Source organism: Thermocatellispora tengchongensis, from assembly GCF_014202315.1.
Taxonomy (GTDB): Bacteria; Actinomycetota; Actinomycetes; order Streptosporangiales; family Streptosporangiaceae; genus Thermocatellispora; species Thermocatellispora tengchongensis.
On record NZ_JACHGN010000008.1, the window covers coordinates 1 to 17,076 of the forward strand.

The 17,076-nt window shown below is 73.2% G+C and carries 12 protein-coding genes; 8 read left to right on the forward strand and 4 right to left on the reverse strand.

The window, feature by feature from the left end; genetic code table 11:
- Together HNP84_RS19380 and HNP84_RS19385 are read right to left on the reverse strand one after the other, a co-directional pair.
- Window positions 1–1,134 (reverse strand): glycoside hydrolase family 5 protein (locus HNP84_RS19380; protein WP_185051177.1); only part of this gene is annotated, 1,134 nt, incomplete at its 3' end.
- A gap of 152 nt (window positions 1,135–1,286) precedes the next feature.
- Window positions 1,287–4,298, reverse strand: a complete 3,012-nt coding sequence (locus HNP84_RS19385; RefSeq protein ID WP_185051178.1) for a glycoside hydrolase family 48 protein — start codon at window positions 4,296–4,298, stop codon at window positions 1,287–1,289.
- Window positions 4,299–4,734: 436 nt separating this feature from the next.
- Between HNP84_RS19385 and HNP84_RS19390 the strand changes: the two genes are divergently transcribed.
- The 5 genes from HNP84_RS19390 to HNP84_RS19410 all read left to right on the forward strand — a co-directional run bounded on the left by HNP84_RS19390 (window position 4,735) and on the right by HNP84_RS19410 (window position 9,326).
- The gene (locus tag HNP84_RS19390) at window positions 4,735–5,703 is read left to right on the forward strand and encodes an AraC-like ligand-binding domain-containing protein (RefSeq protein ID WP_185051179.1); all 969 of its coding nucleotides are present in this window, start codon (window positions 4,735–4,737) and stop codon (window positions 5,701–5,703) included.
- 173 nt (window positions 5,704–5,876) lie between these two features.
- On the forward strand, window positions 5,877–6,260 hold the full coding sequence (locus HNP84_RS19395) for a VOC family protein (RefSeq protein WP_185051180.1): 384 nt from the start codon (window positions 5,877–5,879) through the stop codon (window positions 6,258–6,260).
- 1 nt (window position 6,261) lies between these two features.
- Window positions 6,262–7,083: an alpha/beta fold hydrolase gene (locus HNP84_RS19400; protein WP_185051181.1), complete on the forward strand. Its 822-nt coding sequence runs from the start codon at window positions 6,262–6,264 to the stop codon at window positions 7,081–7,083.
- A gap of 221 nt (window positions 7,084–7,304) precedes the next feature.
- Window positions 7,305–8,363 carry a class I SAM-dependent methyltransferase gene (locus HNP84_RS19405; protein ID WP_185051182.1) on the forward strand — a complete coding sequence of 353 codons (1,059 nt, stop codon included), beginning with the start codon at window positions 7,305–7,307 and terminating at the stop codon, window positions 8,361–8,363.
- Window positions 8,364–8,432: 69 nt separating this feature from the next.
- Window positions 8,433–9,326: a TIGR03620 family F420-dependent LLM class oxidoreductase gene (locus tag HNP84_RS19410; protein ID WP_185051518.1), complete on the forward strand. Its 894-nt coding sequence runs from the start codon at window positions 8,433–8,435 to the stop codon at window positions 9,324–9,326.
- Here the strand turns inward: HNP84_RS19410 and HNP84_RS19415 are convergent, their stop codons facing one another.
- Window positions 9,327–10,283 carry a LysR substrate-binding domain-containing protein gene (locus HNP84_RS19415; RefSeq protein ID WP_185051183.1) on the reverse strand — a complete coding sequence of 319 codons (957 nt, stop codon included), beginning with the start codon at window positions 10,281–10,283 and terminating at the stop codon, window positions 9,327–9,329.
- Between the two features lie 139 nt (window positions 10,284–10,422).
- Here HNP84_RS19415 and HNP84_RS19420 point away from each other — a divergent pair, with 139 nt between their 5' ends.
- Window positions 10,423–10,716, forward strand: a complete 294-nt coding sequence (locus HNP84_RS19420; protein ID WP_185051184.1) for a putative quinol monooxygenase — start codon at window positions 10,423–10,425, stop codon at window positions 10,714–10,716.
- A 77-nt stretch (window positions 10,717–10,793) separates the two neighbouring features.
- Window positions 10,794–12,758 (forward strand): hypothetical protein, encoded by a 1,965-nt coding sequence (locus tag HNP84_RS55095; protein ID WP_185051185.1) that lies wholly within the window; start codon window positions 10,794–10,796, stop codon window positions 12,756–12,758.
- Between the two features lies 1 nt (window position 12,759).
- Here the strand turns inward: HNP84_RS55095 and HNP84_RS19430 are convergent, their stop codons facing one another.
- Window positions 12,760–16,008 carry an NACHT domain-containing protein gene (locus HNP84_RS19430; RefSeq protein ID WP_185051186.1) on the reverse strand — a complete coding sequence of 1,083 codons (3,249 nt, stop codon included), beginning with the start codon at window positions 16,006–16,008 and terminating at the stop codon, window positions 12,760–12,762.
- A gap of 100 nt (window positions 16,009–16,108) precedes the next feature.
- Between HNP84_RS19430 and HNP84_RS19435 the strand changes: the two genes are divergently transcribed.
- Window positions 16,109–16,924 (forward strand): SAM-dependent methyltransferase, encoded by an 816-nt coding sequence (locus HNP84_RS19435; protein ID WP_312925224.1) that lies wholly within the window; start codon window positions 16,109–16,111, stop codon window positions 16,922–16,924.
- The last annotated feature ends 152 nt before the right edge of the window (window positions 16,925–17,076 follow it).

Here is a 17,076-nt window from a genome sequence, read left to right on the forward strand (position 1 = left end):
GCCCTGTTCGCGGTAGACGTTGTAGCCGGCCAGGCCGCTGCCGCCGGAGTCGGTGGAGGCGGTCCAGGTCAGGGTGGCGCCGGTGGCGGTGATGTCGCTCGCGGTGGGGGTGCCGGGCGTGGTCGGCGGCGTGGTGTCCGTGCCGCCGCCACCGTAGATCGTGGCCTCGCGCGAGGTGGACGCGATGCCGTCGGCCCCGTTGAAGATCCGCTCACCCCACGAGGTGAGCCGGCTCGCGTCGAAGTCGGTGGTCATGTCCAGGTACTCGACGCCGCCGCCGTTGCCGCTCCAGGACCAGCCGATGTAGCCCAGGCCGCGCGCCTGCGCCTGGGCCATGATGGTGTCCTCGTCCGGGTTGCCGTCGGAGTGGTTGAACCCGAACTCGCCGATCACCAGCGGCAGCCCCGCGGTGCGGAAGGCGTCCAGGTAGGAGGTGATCTCGGCGGCGGTGTCGAAGACGCCGTACATGTGCACCGAGAACACGGTGTTGCGGTCGGGGTCGGCGTTGAAGACGGTCTGGGCGTTGTCGCGCATGGTGAACTGCCAGTCCTGGCCCCAGTTCGGCGCGTCCACCATCAGCAGGTGGTCGAACCCGGCGTTGCGCATGCGGGTGATGGCCGCGCTGGTGGCCTGGGTCCAGCCCGGGGTCACCGCGTTGTTGCCGAACGGCTCGTTGCCGATGTTGATCACGACGTAGTCCTCCTGGCCGTCCAGCGCGCTCTTGACGCTGATCCAGTAGTCCACCGCCGCGTCCAGGGTGACCGCGCCGCTCTGCTCGCCGTACCCGGTGGTGTCGTGGTTCTCCAGCACGCAGATCAGCTTGTTCGCCTTGCACAGCGAGACCACGTTCGCCACGTCCGCGGCGTTGTTGGGGGTCCACCGGCCGCCGCTCAGCACCACGCGCACGGTGTTGGCCCGCAGCGACTTGATCCCGGCGAAGGACGAGGTCCGGGTCGGGTACCACGCGTGCGGGTGGCTGACCCCGCGCATGACGAAGGTGTTGCCGTTGGCCTCGGTCATGTTCGTGCCGCTCACCCGCAGGCCCACCGCGGCGTGCGCGGGCTGCGCGGCGACCAGCACCGACGCGAGGAGCGACAGGATCGCCGCCCCCACGAGTCCGAGTCGGATTCTCATCACGTGCCTTTCTCTTCTCGGTTCGACCGGTTCGGATTAACCGGTTAAGTTTCGCGGCGTGCGGAAGCCCGTACGCCGGGCCGGATCAAGGGCCCGCGCGGTCGCCCGCGCGGGCCCGGGGTCAGATCTCGATCAGCCGTCCGGCAAGCCGGTCAGCCGTTCGGGAAGAACGTGCCGTAGTCGGCCAGGGCCATGGCGAAGTCCGCCTGCGCCCAGAACCGGTGGTAGGTGAAGGTGGGGGCCTCGCCGCCGTCCAGGTACTCCTGGACCTTCGGCCAGTCGGGGTCGTCCTCGTAGAAGGACCTGATGCTCAGGAACGTCGAGCCGGGCTGGATCACGTCACCGTTCGGCATGGTGCCGCTGTAGCCCGACGGGATGTACAGGCCCTGCTGGTTGGAGGAGGACCACACGTCGTCGAAGCGGTTGTAGTCGGCCCGGGTCTCCGGCACCGCGACGCCGCGGCTGTCCTTGAGCAGCAGCAACCGGTCCAGCAGGCCCTTGGCGGTGGTGCGCGCCTGGGTGCCCAGGGTGGTGTTCCCCTCCTTGGCCGCGTAGTAGATCAGCGTCCGGGCGAGCGCCGCCGCCACGCCCACGTCGGTGGTGTAGTTGCGCACGCTCACGTGCAGGTTCGGGTTCGGGCCCGGCGTGCCGTCGGGGTCGCTGAAGCTGGCCGACGGAGCGCCGCTCCAGGTCATCTCGTTCGGGATCTGGTAGGAACTGCCCGACCCGAGCGTGGTCTCCGACAGCGCCCAGGCCACCCACTTGTCCAGCACCGCCTTGGCCTGCGCGTTGCCGGTCACGTAGTACAGCTCGGCCAGGCGCTGCACGCCCCACGCCTGGAAGCCGAACCACTGGTTCGACGGCGGGTCGTGGTAGACCGGGTCCACGTCGTAGGCCATGCCGAAGAACGTCGGGGTCCCGGCGGGCGGGGCGGCGTAGGCGCCGTCCCAGCTGTTGGTCGCGCCGCCGGCGATGGCGCCCTCGTCCGACTGCAGCCAGGTGTAGAACTGCACCTGCCGGGTCAGGCTCTGCTGCCAGTCGGCGCCCGCGGTCGGCGACAGCGGGCGCAGCGCCGACGGGCCGGCCGGCGACAGCGCCCAGGCGGCCAGCGGGTTCTGGTAGCCGCCGTGGTTGTGGCTGGAGCCGATCCGCCACGACCACTGGTTCTGGATGTCCCCGCCCCAGGCGAAGTACCAGTTCAGCAGGTACGCCGAGCTGCTCTTGCCGGTGCCCGCGGGGCAGCTCGGCGAGGTGCAGCCGGGGTTCTTGAAGTACTTGTCGTACATCGCGTAACGCAGGAAGTCGCCCATCTTGGCGGCCTTGGCCACCGTGGCGGAGATCTGCGACTGGTTGCCCTGCTCGGTCGCCCAGGTCAGCGCCCAGTACGCCGCCTGCACCGCGCGGGCGTCCGCGTCGGGCGCGGCGGTGTAGCGCCACTGGCCGGCGGTGCTGCCCTGGACGAACAGCGGCGGGTAGCCGCCCCCGCCCGACTGGCCGAACCTGCCGGTGTCGCACGACGGGTGCGGCACGGTCTCCCAGACCGACTCCTGCGGGCCGCGCTGGTAGGTGTTGATGTACGTCACGCGCTGGGTGTTGTCGCCGCACTCCGCGCCGGTGCGCCCGGTGCCGTAGCCGTAGACGTCGTCCACGTCCAGCAGCCAGTGCATCGCGTACATGGTCCGGTTGCCGTAGGTGGACTGCAGCTCGTTGGCCAGCGGGTCCTGCCCCGCCGTCACCGTGCTGGACAGCGGCGCGGGGTACTGGCTCGGCTGGTTGAACTCCGGCGCGTAGTCCGCCGGGTCGTTCGGGTTGTACGTCGTCTGCCCGCCCGGCTGCCCGGCCGCCGACGGGATGATGTACTGCTCCATCACGCTCCAGGCGTTGTTGAACGGCGCCCAGTTCTCGGTGATCCGGCCGTACATCGCCTCCAGCCACAGCCAGTAGCTGAACGCCTCGGAGGTGGTCTCGTGCCCGTGGTCCGGGGCCTCCACCAGCAGCGTCTCCACCGAGTGGTACGGGATGCCCTCGGGGGAGAAGTAGCCGCTCGCCGACGCCTTGATCTTGTTGTACTGCGTGGTGAACTCGGTCAGGTAGGAGTTCGCCGGCGCCTCGTCGTCGATCTCGGTGGCGGTCACGGTCACCGAGGTGAGCCCGGTGGCGGCCACCGTGACCGGCCGCGTGCCGTTGGCCTGGTCGGAGTCCTGCGCGGCGGCCAGCGTCACGTTCTGGGCGGTGTTCCAGTTGGACGCGGTGAAGGTCAGGCTCGCGCCCGAGGAGACGGTGATGTCGTTGTCGCCGGTGCCCGCGGTGGAGGTGACGGTCACGTTCCCGCTCGGCTGCGCGGCCAGGCGTACCGAGTAGATCGCGGTCGAGCCCTCCGGGACGCTGACCGCCGTCGGCGTCACCACCAGCGCCTGCGCCTGCGTCGAGTCGTTGTCGGCCTCGGTGGCGTTCACCGTCACCGAGGTCAGCCCGGACGAGGCCACGGTGAAGGCGCGGGCGCCGTTGGCGTTGTCGGCGTCCTCCGCCGCGGCCAGCGTCACGTTCTGGGCGGTGTTCCAGTTGGACGGCGTGAAGGTCAGGGTCGCGCCGGCGGAGACGGTCAGGTTGGAGTCCCCGCTGCCCGCGGTCGTGGTGACGGTCACGTTGGCCGAGGGCTGCGCCTGCAACCGCACCGAGAACGTCGCGGTGCCGCCCTCGGGCACGGCCACGCTGGTGGGGGTGACCACGAGCGCCTGCTGCTGCTGTTGCCCGTTGCAGGTCACACCGTTGAGCGCGAAGCTCGTCGGATTGGTGTTCGTGCCGCTGTAGGTGCCGTTGAACCCGACGGTCACGCTCGCGCCCGTGGCCAGGTTCCCGTTGTACGGCGCGTTCGTCGCGGTCACCGTCGCCGCGGACTGGGTGTGGGATGCGTTCCACATGTTGGTGACCCGCTGGTTGCCGGCGAACGTCCAGGTGAGCGTCCAGCCGGTGAGCGGGTCACCGATGTTGCGGATCGTGATGTTCGCCCCGAAACCGCCACCGCTGTCCCAGGTCTTCTGGTACGTCACCTCGCACGCGACCGCGGCCTGCGCGGGCGACGAGGGGGCGGCGGCCAGGCCGGCCGCCACGAGGAACGCGGCCACGGCGGAGGCGGCCTTTCTGCGCCAGGATCGATGTCGCATGTCGATCAGCTCCCACCCGGGTCAGTTGGGGAGAGGGCCGCCTCGGTCCCGGCGGCCGGGGCGCCGTTTGGGCGCCGGGGTGCCCCCTTGGTGGGAGCGCTCGCATAGTCCGCGTATTTCGCGCCCATGTACAGAACACCCCGGCCGCCCACCACCCCGGACGCCCCGCCGCAGGGTCGGCTACTTCGCACGATGCCCGCGACACGAAAACCGCCCGGCCACCTGCCCACCTGAAACTTTCAGCCGGAGCCCCACCCCGCCCGCCCCCTCCCGGCCCCGCCCCTCCCCACCGAGCCGGCCGCGATCCACCCGGGAGCGCCACGGCCGCCGGGCGGCGTCCCCGGCGTGTCGTCCCGGTGGCGGCCGGGCCGATGGGGGTGCCGGGTGGCCCGCCGGGGATCTACGATTGGGCGCGGATCCGGTGGGAGGAGGCTGGATGGCCGTCCTCATCCGTGCCCGGGACGTGCCTGCGGCCGAGCGGGCCGAGGCATGGCTGAGCATCGTGTGCGACACGCTGGGGCCGCTGGACGTGCGGATCGATCCCGGCGCGCCGTTGCACGGGCAGATCGAGGCGGCCCAGTTGGGCCCGCTGGGCGTCGGCCGCATCCTGACCTCGACCCCGCACTCGGTGCACCGCACGCCCGGCCTGATCCGCCGGGACGCCCCCGAACTGTACCGGGTGGTCCTGGCCGTCTCCGGAACCGCCCACCTCAGCCAGGACGGCCGGTCGGCGCGGCTGAGCAGCGGCGACATGACGGTCTACGACTTCTCCCGGCCCTACGACCTGGTCTACGACTCGGCGGTGGAACTGGCGGTGTTCAGCTTCCCCCGCGGGCTGCTGACCGTCCCGTCGGACGCGGTCTCCCGGCTGACCGCCGTCCCGATCCGCGGCGACTCCGGCACCGCGGCGCTGGCCGCCCCGCTGCTGCGCCGGGTGGCCGAGGACGTCGAGACCTACCAGCCCGCCAGCACCGTCCGGCTGTCCGGCGTGGTGATGGACCTGCTCACCACGACGCTCGCCGAACAGGCCTCCCAGACCGCGGCGCTGACCCCCGAGACCCACGCCAACGTGCTGCTGCGCCGCGTCCACGCCTTCATCGAGCAGCATCTGGGCGACACCGGCCTGAGCCCGGCGACGATCGCGTCCGCCCACCACATCTCGCTGCGCTACCTGCACCGCCTGTTCGCCTCGCAGGACACGACGGTGGCCGCGTGGATCCGCAGGCGGCGGCTTGAGCGGTGCCGCCGTGACCTGGCCGACCCGGTCCTGTTCGACCAGCCGGTCAGCGCCATCGCCGCACGCTGGGCACTGCCCGACCCGGCGCACTTCAGCCGGCTGTTCCGGCAGGCGTACGGCATGCCCCCGGCCGAATACCGCAGGGCCAGCCTGCTCCCGGCGTCCTGAGGCGCGCCACCGGGCACGGATCGTCAACGCCCTGAGGGCGACACGGACCGTCGCGCCCCGAGGCGGGCACGGATCGTCAACGGCAGGGCACAAACGTCCAAGCCGGGGCACCCGGCCGACCGGCAGACTCGATGTCACAAGGCCGATGACGGCCCCGAGAAAAAGGAGCAGACATGTCCACCACGTTGTTCGTGAACCTGCCGGTCAAGGACCTCAAGCGCTCCCAGGAGTTCTTCGCCGCCCTCGGCTTCGAGTTCTTCGGCATGACCGACGACATGGCGTCCGTGGTGATCAGCGAGCGGACCCAGGTCATGCTGCTGGCCGAGCCGACGTTCGCCGGCTTCGCCCGCAACGACGTCGCCGACCCGGCCAAGACCACCCAGGCGATCCTGGTGCTCGGCCTGGACAACCCCCAGCAGGTGGACGAACTGGCCGAGAAGGCGCTCGCCGCGGGCGGGACGGCCGTGGGCGAGCCGATGACGGCGGGCGGACGCTACCAGCGCGGCTTCACCGACCCCGACGGCCACCACTGGTCGGCGCTGTGCCTCGCCGGCTGAGATGACCACCGTCCTCACCGGCACGGCCACCTCGGCCGACGGCACGACGATCGCGTTCGACCGCTGCGGGAGCGGGCCGGCCCTGGTCCTGGTGCACGGCGCCTTCACCGACCGGACCCACCCCACCCTCGCGCACGTGGCCGCCGCCCTGTCCCCGTGGTTCACGGTGGTCAACTACGACCGCCGTGGCCGCGGGGGGAGCGGGGACACCCGCCCCTACTCCGTCCAGCGGGAGATCGAGGACCTGTCCGCCGTCATCGCCGCGGCGGGCGGGTCGGCTATGGTGTTCGGCGGCTCCTCCGGCGCGGCCCTGGCCCTCGCGGCGGCGGCCCGGACCCGGGCCATCACCCGGCTGGCCCTGTGGGAGCCGCCCTACCACGTGGACCCGACCGCGCCGCCCCTGCCCGCCGACCTGGCCGCCCGCCTGGCGGCCCTGGCCGAGACGGGACGGCGCGCCGAGGCGCTCGAACTGTTCCTGACCCGGGCGGCCGAGGTGCCCGCGGCCGTCGTGGCCGCGATGCGCGCCGACCCGTCCTGGCCCGCGATGGAGGGCCTCGCCCACACCCTCGCCTACGAGGCCGAGGTCATGGGGCCCGGCAACCCCCTGCCCGCCCGGACCGCCGCCTCGCTCGGCGTACCCGTCCTCGTCCTCAACGGCGGTGCCAGCCCGGCGTGGATGCGCAACGCCGGCACCGCGCTCGCGCGGACCATCCCCGGCGCCGCCCACCGCGTCCTGGACGGAGAAGCCCACAACGTCTCCCCGAACGCCCTCGCCCCCGAACTGCTCGAATTCTTCGCCCAAGGCCGGCCCGAGCCACTGTGAACGAGCCACTGTGAACGAGCCACTGTGAACGAGCCGCTGTGAACGAGCCGCTGTGAACGAGCCGCTGTGAAGATATCCACCGGGCCGCCCGCAACCTTTTACCCATCGCCGACCGAACTCCGCGACAGCGTGATATAGCGTCGTTCGCGTCGGTAAAAAGACCTTCTTTTCCCGTAACCGATCATCGATCCTTTCGGCGGGAAAGAAGGGAGCTTCACGAAATGACCACCATGACATCCGACGAGTTCGCGCAGCGGGTGTTCCACTCGGCGCTCGGCGCCATAGAGACGCTGTCCATCCACCTCGGCGACCGGCTCGGCTGGTACCGGGCCCTGGCCGGGGGCGGTCCGGCCACCCCCGCCGAACTGGTCGCCCGCGCCGGCGGCGCCGAGAGGTACGCCCGCGAGTGGCTGGAGCAGCAGGCGTCGTACGGGATTCTGGAGCACGAGCCGGGCAGCGGCCGGTTCTCGCTGCCCAAGGGCGCGGCCGAGGTGCTGACCGACGAGGGGAGCCTGAACTACCTCGCGCCCCTGGCCCGGATGATCGCCGCCTCCGGCGCCCAGATGCCCGCGCTCGTCGAGGCGTACCGCAGCGGCGGCGGGGTGAGCTGGAGCCGGTTCGGCGAGGACATGCGCATGTCGCAGGCCGACATGAACCGCCCCTGGTTCGAGCGGGCGCTGCCCGGCGCGTTCGCCTCGGTGCCCGACCTGGACGCACTGCTGCGCCGGCCGGGCGCCAAGGTCGCCGACGTCGGCTGCGGCGCGGGCTGGTCCTCGATCGCGCTGGCCAGGGCGTACCCCGGGCTCACCGTGGACGGCGTGGACCTCGACGCCCCCTCGGTGGCGCTGGCCACGCGCAACGCCGGCACGGCCGGGCTCGCCGAGCGGGTCCGCTTCCACCACCGCGACGCCGCCGCCCTCACCTCCGGCGAGTACGACGCCGTCTTCGCCTTCGAGTGCCTGCACGACATGCCCCGCCCGGTGGACACCCTGTCCGCCGCCCGGCGCGCGGTCCGCCACGACGGCATGGTCGTGGTGATGGACGAGGCCGTCGGCGAGTCCTTCACCGCGCCCGGCGACGAGACCGAGCGGCTCATGTACGGCTTCAGCCTGCTGGTCTGCCTGCCCGACGGCCTGGCCCACCAGCCCAGCGCCGGCACCGGCACCGTCATGCGCCCCGCCACCCTGCGCCGCTACGCCGAGCAGGCCGGGTACACCGGCGTGGAGATCCTGCCCATCGAGGACTTCGGCTTCTGGCGCTTCTACCGCCTGCACCACTGACCCCGCCGCATGCCCGCGCCGCGCCCGGGGGACCATGGGGGGAAGGAACCGGTACGGGAGGTGACGGTGATGGACCTGGGCAAGGTGGGCGTCTGGCATCCGCTGTTCACCCGCGAGTCGGCGGGCGAGGTGCGGCGGGCGGCGGCGGAGATCGAGCGGCTCGGGTACGGCACGCTGTGGTACCCCGAGGCGCCCGGCGGGCGCGAGTCGCTCAGCGCGGGCGCGATCGTCCTCGCGGCCACCGAGCGGGTGAACGTGGCCAGCGGCATCGCGAGCATCTGGGCCAGGGACGCAATGGCCGCCGCGGCGGGGGCGGCGGCACTCGGCGAGGCGTACGGCGGCCGGTTCGTCCTCGGCCTCGGCGTCAGCCACAAGCCCGCGGTCCAGATGCGCGGCCACGACTACACGCGGCCGGTGGCGGCGATGTCGGCGTACCTCGACGCGATGCGCGAGATCCCGCCGGTCGCCGCCCCCGAGCGCCCCGTGCCCGTGCTCCTGGCGGCACTGCGCCCGCGGATGCTGGAACTGGCCCGCGAGAAGGCCGACGGCGTGCACTCCTACTTCGTGCCGCCCGAGCACACCGATCTCGCCCGCAAGACGCTCGGCCCGGGGCCCGTGCTGGCGCCCGAGCAGGCCGTCGTCCTGGAGACCGACCCGGCCAGGGCCCGCGCCATCGCCCGCACCCACACGCGCGTCTACCTGCAACTGCCCAACTACGTCAACAACCTGCTGCACCTCGGCTTCTCGCAGGACGACGTGGCGGGCGAGGGCAGCGACCGCCTCGTGGACGCCATCGTCGCCTGGGGCGACGCCGACGCCATCGCCACCCGCGTCCGCGACCACCTGGACGCCGGCGCCGACCACGTCTCGCTGCAACCCCTCCCGTCGGGCGTGGACGAGAGCCTGGCCCTCCTCCGCGACCTGGCCCCCGTCCTGGGCCCGCTCCTGACCTCGGAGGGCTGATCAGCCGGGGGCCGCCCGCCCCTGGCCGACGAGTTCCTGCAGCTCGCGTCCGACGCTGCGGACGTGGTCCAGCAGCAGGCCGGCCGCCGGGGTGGGCGGCCGGCCCGCGGGCGTGGTCAGGCTCACCGTCTGGGCCGCCTCGTCGATCGTGATCGGGAACGCCCGCAGCGCCGGCTCGTTGTGGACCAGCAGGAACGGCAGGACCGTGATCGTGTCGGTGCTTTCCAGTATCTGGCGGACGGTGAGGATGGCGGTGCCCTCGACGCGGTTCTCGGGCAGCGGCAGCCGCCGGTTCGCGAAGGCGGTCTCCAGTTCGGCGCGCAGCCGGGTGTCGTCGCCCGGCAGAATCCACGGGAACGCGAACAGGCCGCCGAGATCGATCGCCGGCATGCCGAACGCCGGGTGGCCCGCGCGCGCCACCACCTGCAGCGGCTCGGCGTAGAGCACCTCGCACTCCGCCGACGGCCGGGCCGCGGACTGCGCCGGCCTGCCCACCAGGAAGTCGAGACGGCCTGTGTCGAGATCGGTCAGCAAACTCTCCAGGGGCGCCTCGCGAATGATGACCGTCACGAGCGGATGACTCTGCTTGAGGCGGTTGATCGCGCGCGGGAGCAGGAGGTTCGTGCCGCCCAGGTGCGAGCCGACCACGACGGTCCCGCGCGTGGCGTTGCTCAGCTCGGCGATGTGCTCGCCCGCCTGGTTGAGCTGGGCCAGTACGGCACGCGCGTGCGTGGTGAACGCCGACCCGTAGATCGTGGGCGTCAGGCCGCGCGGGCCACGGTCGTACAGCCGCACCCCGAGTATCCGCTCGACCTCCTGCAACGCCCGGGAGACGACCGGCTGCGCCACGTGCAGGTGCGTCGCGGCGGCCACCACGCTGCCCTGCCGGCTGAGGACGTCGATGAGCACCAGGTGGCGGAGTTTCAGCCTTCCGTCGAGGAGCTTGGGGACGTGCACCGCCACAGGGTATAGCCGGACGGGTAAGGCTCAGCTCGCGAAATGATATTTGCGCCGTGCCGCGACCGGCCATCATGCTCGGGCAATGCGACGGGCCCGCGCAATGCAGGCGGCATTATCGGAAGGAACGAAACTCCTGATGGTCATCGTGTACGGCCACGTTTCCGTCGATCCGGGCCGCCTTGACGAGGTCCGGGCGGCGGCCGCCGAGTTCCAGGCGCGCTGCCGGTCCGAGGACGGCTGCATCGACTACACGCTCTCCTGGGACACCGGGGAGGCCGCCACGCTCTGCCTGCTCGAAGCGTGGACCGGCGAGCCGGCCCACGAGGTGCACCGCGAGCAGGAGCACGTCAAGGAGTGGACCGCGTTCATCGCCTCGGCGTCGCTGGCCGCCCCGGTCTTCAAGCGGCACGCGTTCGACGGCACGGCGTAAGCGGCCCCACCCGGGACAGTCTTCTGCTCCACCGGCGGGGATGGGGAAATGTCGGTGGCGCGGGTTATGGTGCGGGCATGGTGGGGCGGGCCGGCACATGGGGTGAGGCGACCGGCCGCGAGCTGATCGCGGCGCTGGCGGTCGCCCAGGCGGCTCGCGCGCGTCCCGTGGTGGCCGAGCTGCGCCGCCGCGACGCCGCCGGGCTCCTGCCCGCCGAGCAGTTCGCCGCCGCGTTACGCGCCCTCGCCGCACGCGGGGATCGCGCCCCGGCCGCCGCCGCCCTCGCCTGGATCGCCGAGTCCGCCCCCGCGCGCGCCGATGCCTCCTTACCGGCGCTGGCGCTCCTGGTGCGCCACCCCGTCCCCGCGATCCGCGACCGCGCCGTGCGCCTCGCGCTCCGCCTGGCCCCGCACGCGGGGGCCGAGGCGGGCAAGGCGATCCGGGAGGCCGCGGCGCAGCTCCCGCCCGAGCACCGCCACCCGCTCACCCGCGCCTACGGCGCCCAGACCCTCGTCCCCGCCCCGCCGGTTCCCGCCCCGCGCGGGCCGGCCGAGCCCCCGGCCCCCATCGGGTCCCCCGCCGGCCTGGCCCGCGCCCTGCGCGCGCTGCGCTGGCCCGCCGAGCCCGCCCAGGTGGAGCCGGTGCTCGCGGCCCTGGTCGAACTGGCCGCCCGCGACCGCTCCTCCCTCGCCGCGGCCCTGGCCGAGTGGCGCCGGGCCGAGTGGGGCGAGCGGCTCGACCCCCGCCGGTACGCCTTCCCCACGACGGCGTACGACAGTGACATCCTGGCCCTGGTGCGGCGCTGCGTCCTGGCGGCGATGTCCCCGCACGAGAGCCGCGAGCTGACCCTGGCCCTGGCCGGGCAGCACCTGCCCGGCGAGGAGGCCGCGGGCCCCGACGAGTTCGTCCGCGAACGCCTCCGCGAGATCATCCGGGCCTACGAGCGCGGCGCCGAGGTCGCCCCGCTGCTGGCCACCCCGCCGGTGACGCTGGCGTCCCTGGTGGCCCGGCTGGAGGATCTGGCGGCGCGCGGCCTGGAGCCCCTGGAGCACGACCTGGCCCAGGCGCTGCTGCGCCTCCCGCGCGAGCACGACCCGGCCGCGCTCGCCCGCGCCGCCCGCCTGACCTCACCCGCGGGCCGCGTCCTGGCGGCCTGGCTCGCGGCCCCCGACCCGGTGGTGACCTGCGGCCTGGAGATCGTGGCGCGGCCCGACCCCGAGACCGGCGAGCCGTCCTCGGTCCAGGAGATGCACGCCCGGGTGACCTGCGCCGCCGGCGGCGCGACGGGCGGCGCGGGAGGCGGCGGGGGAGGCGGCGCGACGGGCGGCGCCGGTGCCGGCGGGCTGGGCGAGGGGGGTGGCGGCGCCGTCGCGTCCGCCGTCGGCGGGCCCGGCGGTCTTCCGGCCTCCGTCGCCCGGCTGCTGTTCACCCTGGCCCCGGCGCCGGGCCTGCCGGGCTACTCGACCTCGATGGCGTGGTGGCCGCACGTCATGCCGTCCCACCGCGAGGTCGTCGCGGCCCATCTGCTGGAGTGCCTGCCCTCGGTCTCCGGCGGCGACGACGGCCAGACCGAGTCGCTGCCCGCGCTGGCCGCGGGCGCGGGGCCGGTGGGCCGGGCCACCGCGTGCGCGCTGGTCTGCGGCATGGGGCACCGCCGCGCCGCCCAGCGCTCGCACGCCGCCGAAGCGCTCCTCGCGCTCGGCGGCGAGTTACCCGCGCCCGACCTGGGCTGGGCCATCGCCGAGATGGGCCGGGCGGGCCTGGTCCGGCTCGATCGCCTCGCCTCGGCCCTGGCCGAGGCCGTACGCCGCGGCGCGCACGCCCTCGTCTGGTCGGCCCTGGCCGCGGCCCTGCCCCCGCTCCTGCCCGAGCGCGACGCCCGTCCCCGCGAGGGCCTGGCCGAGCTGATCGCCGTGGCCGCCGAGGCGGCCCCCGCCGTGACCGGCACGGCCCCGATCCCCGGCCTGGCCGAGATCGCCCGCAGGCCGGGCAGCAGCCGGGTGGTGCGCGAGGCCCGCCGCCTGCACGCGCTCACCGCGTAGCTCACATCCGCAGCACAGTGACGCTGTCGCCGAGCAGGTCCTCGTTGATCACCTGCTGGCCGCCGCCGAGATAGAGGTCCAGCTCCCGGATCCCCGCCAGCGGGGCGAGGTCGACGGGACCGGGAAGGTCGTACAACACCAGGGCGGACAGCCGGGGGAGGTCCGCCAGGGGCGCGAGATCCGCCGCCGGGATGCTGCGCAGCGTGACCCTCGTCAGATGGGGGAGGCCGCGCAGATCCTCCAGGTGGCCGATCCGCGGGCATCGGGCGATGTACAGCTCCGTCAGCCACAGCTTGCCGATTCCGGTCAGGGCGGTCAGGTCGGCGAGTCCGCCCAGGGTCAGCGTCATCACGCCCGGCCAGGTGTCGGCGATGGCCGAGACCCCTCCCACGGGGGTGACCGACGACAGTGTGAGGTCGGTCAGGAGGGTCATGCCCGCCATCGAGGACAGATCGGCCCGTTGCGGTGCGCCATGGAGCCGCAGTTCGCGCAGCTCGGACTGCCGGGCGAGCGGGCCGAGATCCGCGCCGTCGGGCAGGGTCAGGCCGAGGCTCGTCAGCCGGGGAACCAGGTCGAGGAAGGACAGGTCGTCATGGCGCACCGACAAGTTCAGGCGGAGGTTCTGCAGGCGATGGAGACCGGCGAGCCCCGAGCAGTCGACCGGCCCCGGCCGCGGCTTGCCGATCCGGAGGTATCTCAGCTCGCTCAGCTCGCCGATCTCGCGGACATGCTCCGTGTCCAGCGCCAGCACCTCCAGCGATCGCAGCCGGGGCAGATCGCGCAGGAACGCCAGGTCGCCGACGGTCACCTCTTCGTCCACGGTGAGCGCGGTCAGATTCTCCAGGTGCCGCAGCGACCGCAACTGGCCGAAGCGGCGCACCCGGAGCGAGACCCCCCTGGGAATCCGGGACAGGACGCGGCGCGCGTACTCCTCGGTGTCGAAGAACGCCGATGAGGCGATGAGCTCGCTCGTCACGTTCGGGCGGCCGTCGGCGGCGTGCGCGGCGAGCTTGGCCAGCGCCGCCGGGCCGTTGATCAGCCAGGCCGTGCGCACGGTCATGGCCGCGTGCTCCGGCCGGAGCCCGGACAGGTCGTCCGGCAGCCGCCGCAGAGTCTCCTCGCCCGCCGCCGCCAGCAGGGCGGCCTCCGTCTCGGTCACGGGCGGGATCACGAGGCGGAAGCACTCCTCGATGCGGTCGCGCAGGTCGGCCGGGATCTCCTGGATCGTCTCCAGGCAGCTCACGACCAGCAGGCGGAGCGAGCGTGCCCGTGCGGCCTCGCGGCCGGCGCGCTCCAGGAGGCCGGCCAGCAGCGCGCGGCGCAGGCGGCCGGTCGCGTGGCCGGCGGTCATCACCGCGACCTCGCGCCAGTCGTCGAAGTGGGCGTTGCGGACGACGAGGTCCACGTCCTCGTCCTCGACGATCTGGCCGGCCGCCAGGTACTCCTGGATGGTCTTGTGCACGAAGTCGATCCGCTCCGGCACCGGCTCGCGCAGCACGCCGCTGCGCCGCAGCAGGTGCGCCAGCACGTCCTGCGGCGGGTACGAGACGCGGGTCATGGACTCCAGCTTCTGCGCCACCCGCTTCAGCGCGGTCGCCTTGGGCAGCTCGGACCTGCCCGTGGACACCAGGAGCCAGGCCAGGTCGCGCAGGATCCAGACCTTCTGCTCCCGGTCCAGCGCCACCGTGTCGGGGATGCGCCGCTCCGCGTCGCGGCGTTCCAGCAGCATCTCCAGGACCGCCTCGTACAGGCCCATGCGGCTGCGCGGGAGCCGGCTGCGCCGGTCCAGGTTGAGCGCGCAGAGCATCGCGGCCAGCAGCGGGGTGGTGGCGAGCTGGCGCAGGTGCGGGGCGCTCTCCAGGCGGGACAGCAGCGCGCCCTGGTAGCCCTCCAGCTCCTCCGGCTCGCAGGGCAGGCTCGGGCACTCGCGGACGGCCGCGTGCCACTGCCGGACCAGCTCGGCCAGGTCGGCCGGGGTCATCGGCTCCAGCAGCGCCGCCGTGAACCCCTCGTGGGCCAGCCACTCGGCCTCGGCGGCGGTGGGCCGGGAGGTGACCACCACCCGCATGCCGGGGTAGGCGGCCAGGAGCCCGGCGAGCCAATGCCGCACGGCCGGGCGGTGCTCGACCACCAGCTCGTCCACGCCGTCCACGAGCAGCAGCCCGCGCCCGGCCGCCAGCACCCGTTCCACCCAGCCGCGCGGCATCAGCCCGGCGACCTCCGGGGCGACATCGTGCGGGAAGCGCCCGGGGGGCGGGAAGCGGCCGTCGGCGTGGCTGCGCAGCTTGATCAGGAACGGCACGCAGCCGTGCCACGCCTGGAGGTCGCCGGTGAAGCCGCCGCGCGCCGCCCGCACCGCGAGCCAGCGCAGCAGGGTGCTCTTCCCGGAGCCCGCCTCGCCGCGGAGCAGGGTCAGCCGGGACCGGCCCAGGGCCGATTCGACGCGCAGGCCGCCCGCCTCCTCCGGCGGCTCGGCGAGGGAGGCGATCGGGAGGCGTCCGGGGCGTTCCCGCGGGTTCGCGCCGGTCACGCTGAGGCTGATGTAGGCGGCGCTCAGGGACGTGACCGGACGGAAGTTGTCCACGCGCACCCCGATCAGCTCGACCTCGTCCAGCACCCGGCTGAGGTGGTCGAGATACCGGCGCTCGAACGCGGCGTCGTCCTGGCGGCCCTCGGGGGCGTCGAGGGTGCGGATCGGCATCCGGGCGAGCACGCGTTCCATCTGGCCGGACAGGCCGCTGAGGCGGCTCAGCGTCTCGGACGCGGCCCGGGGGAGGTACTGCGGGAGCTGGCGGACCATCCGGACCACGCACTCCACCGACTCGGCGAGCAGGGCCGCGTACAGGCGGTCCTCGGCCTCGCCCAGGCGGGGCGGGGGCAGCCGGCGCAGGACGCGCTCGGCCAGAGCGCCCGGGTCGCCGTCGGCCTCGAACAGGGCCGCGTCGGAGAAGTCGGCCCGGCGCAGCGCGTCGGTGACCTCGGCGAGCACGGCGGCGCGGGCGTCCTCGTCCAGGCCGCCGTACTCGTGCTCCACCAGCGGGCGCAGCCTGTCCTCGACCGCCAGGGCGATGCCGTTCACCTGGTTGGCGAACTTGCGGGGGGCCATCCGGTCGCGGAAGTTCGCCCGGATCAGCTCGCTCAGGTCCGACTCGCGCTCGGTGCGCGAGGAGCGCACCGCGAGCCATTCGCGTACGGCCCGCTCGGCGACGGCCCTGCCCGCCGCCACCACTGCCGTCTCCACGCCGGTCATGTTCCGATCCTGCTGTGGCCGCGGGCGGCCCGCGCAAGTTTCCGCCGATTCGATACCCGCGGAGGTATGATGCGAATGATCTTGAACTGAAGGAGATTCGGTGGCGGATGAACCGACCGGTCCACGGGATTCGGTGCCGGTGATCGACACCAGCGTGCCGCACTCGGCCCGGGTGTGGAACTACATGCTGGGCGGCAAGGACCACTATCCCGTCGATCGGATGGCCGGAGAGAAAATCCGCGAGGTGTTCCCCGGCATGGTGGACATCGCGCGGCAGTCGCGGCACATGCTCACCCGCGTGGTCCGGTTCCTGGCCGGAGAGGCGGGCATCCGGCAGTTCCTGGACATCGGGACGGGGCTGCCGACGGAGGACAACACGCACGAGGTGGCGCAGCGGATCGCGCCGGAGTCGCGCATCGTGTACGTGGACAACGACCCGCTGGTGCTGGTGCACGCGGCGGCGCTGCTCACCAGCACCGAGGAGGGCGCGACCGACTACATCCAGGCCGACGTGCGCGACCCGGAGTTCATCCTGCGCGAGGCGGCCAAGACCCTGGACTTCAGCAAGCCGACGGCGCTCATGCTGATGGGGATCATGGGGCTGGTCGCCGACTACGACGAGGCGCGGGCGGTGGTGAGCCGGCTGCTGCGCGAGCTGCCGTCCGGCAGCTACCTCGCCCTGTACGACGGCACCGACACCGACCCCGCGTACGTCAAGGCGCTGGGCGGTTACAACAGGGGCAGCGGCGCCATCCCCTACACCCCGCGCAGCCCGGAGATGATCGAGCGGTTCTTCACCGGGCTGGAGCTGCTGGAGCCGGGCGTCGTGTCCGTGCCGCTGTGGCGGCCCGACCCCAACCCGTGGGGCACCGCGTCCGAGGTGGCCTGCTACGGCGGGGTGGCGCTCAAGGTCTGACACCGCTTCAAGGTCTGACACCGCTTCCGCGAAGGCCCCGGCCGGCGATCGACGCCGGCCGGGGCCTTCGTGCGTCTAGTTACGTTCATGTGAAATCGCGGGCCGGAGACCTCGGCGAAACCGCTGGTCACGCAGGCTGTTCACCTGTGAAC

Coding starts and splice junctions, on each gene's coding strand:
- HNP84_RS55095 (WP_185051185.1), top strand. CDS start 10,794: ATGGTGGGGCGGGCCGGCACATGGGGTGAGGCGACCGGCCGCGAGCTG.
- HNP84_RS19410 (WP_185051518.1), top strand. CDS start 8,433: ATGGACCTGGGCAAGGTGGGCGTCTGGCATCCGCTGTTCACCCGCGAG.
- HNP84_RS19390 (WP_185051179.1), top strand. CDS start 4,735: ATGGCCGTCCTCATCCGTGCCCGGGACGTGCCTGCGGCCGAGCGGGCC.
- HNP84_RS19385 (WP_185051178.1), bottom strand. CDS start 4,298: ATGCGACATCGATCCTGGCGCAGAAAGGCCGCCTCCGCCGTGGCCGCG.
- HNP84_RS19400 (WP_185051181.1), top strand. CDS start 6,262: ATGACCACCGTCCTCACCGGCACGGCCACCTCGGCCGACGGCACGACG.
- HNP84_RS19395 (WP_185051180.1), top strand. CDS start 5,877: ATGTCCACCACGTTGTTCGTGAACCTGCCGGTCAAGGACCTCAAGCGC.
- HNP84_RS19430 (WP_185051186.1), bottom strand. CDS start 16,008: ATGACCGGCGTGGAGACGGCAGTGGTGGCGGCGGGCAGGGCCGTCGCC.
- HNP84_RS19420 (WP_185051184.1), top strand. CDS start 10,423: ATGGTCATCGTGTACGGCCACGTTTCCGTCGATCCGGGCCGCCTTGAC.
- HNP84_RS19405 (WP_185051182.1), top strand. CDS start 7,305: ATGACCACCATGACATCCGACGAGTTCGCGCAGCGGGTGTTCCACTCG.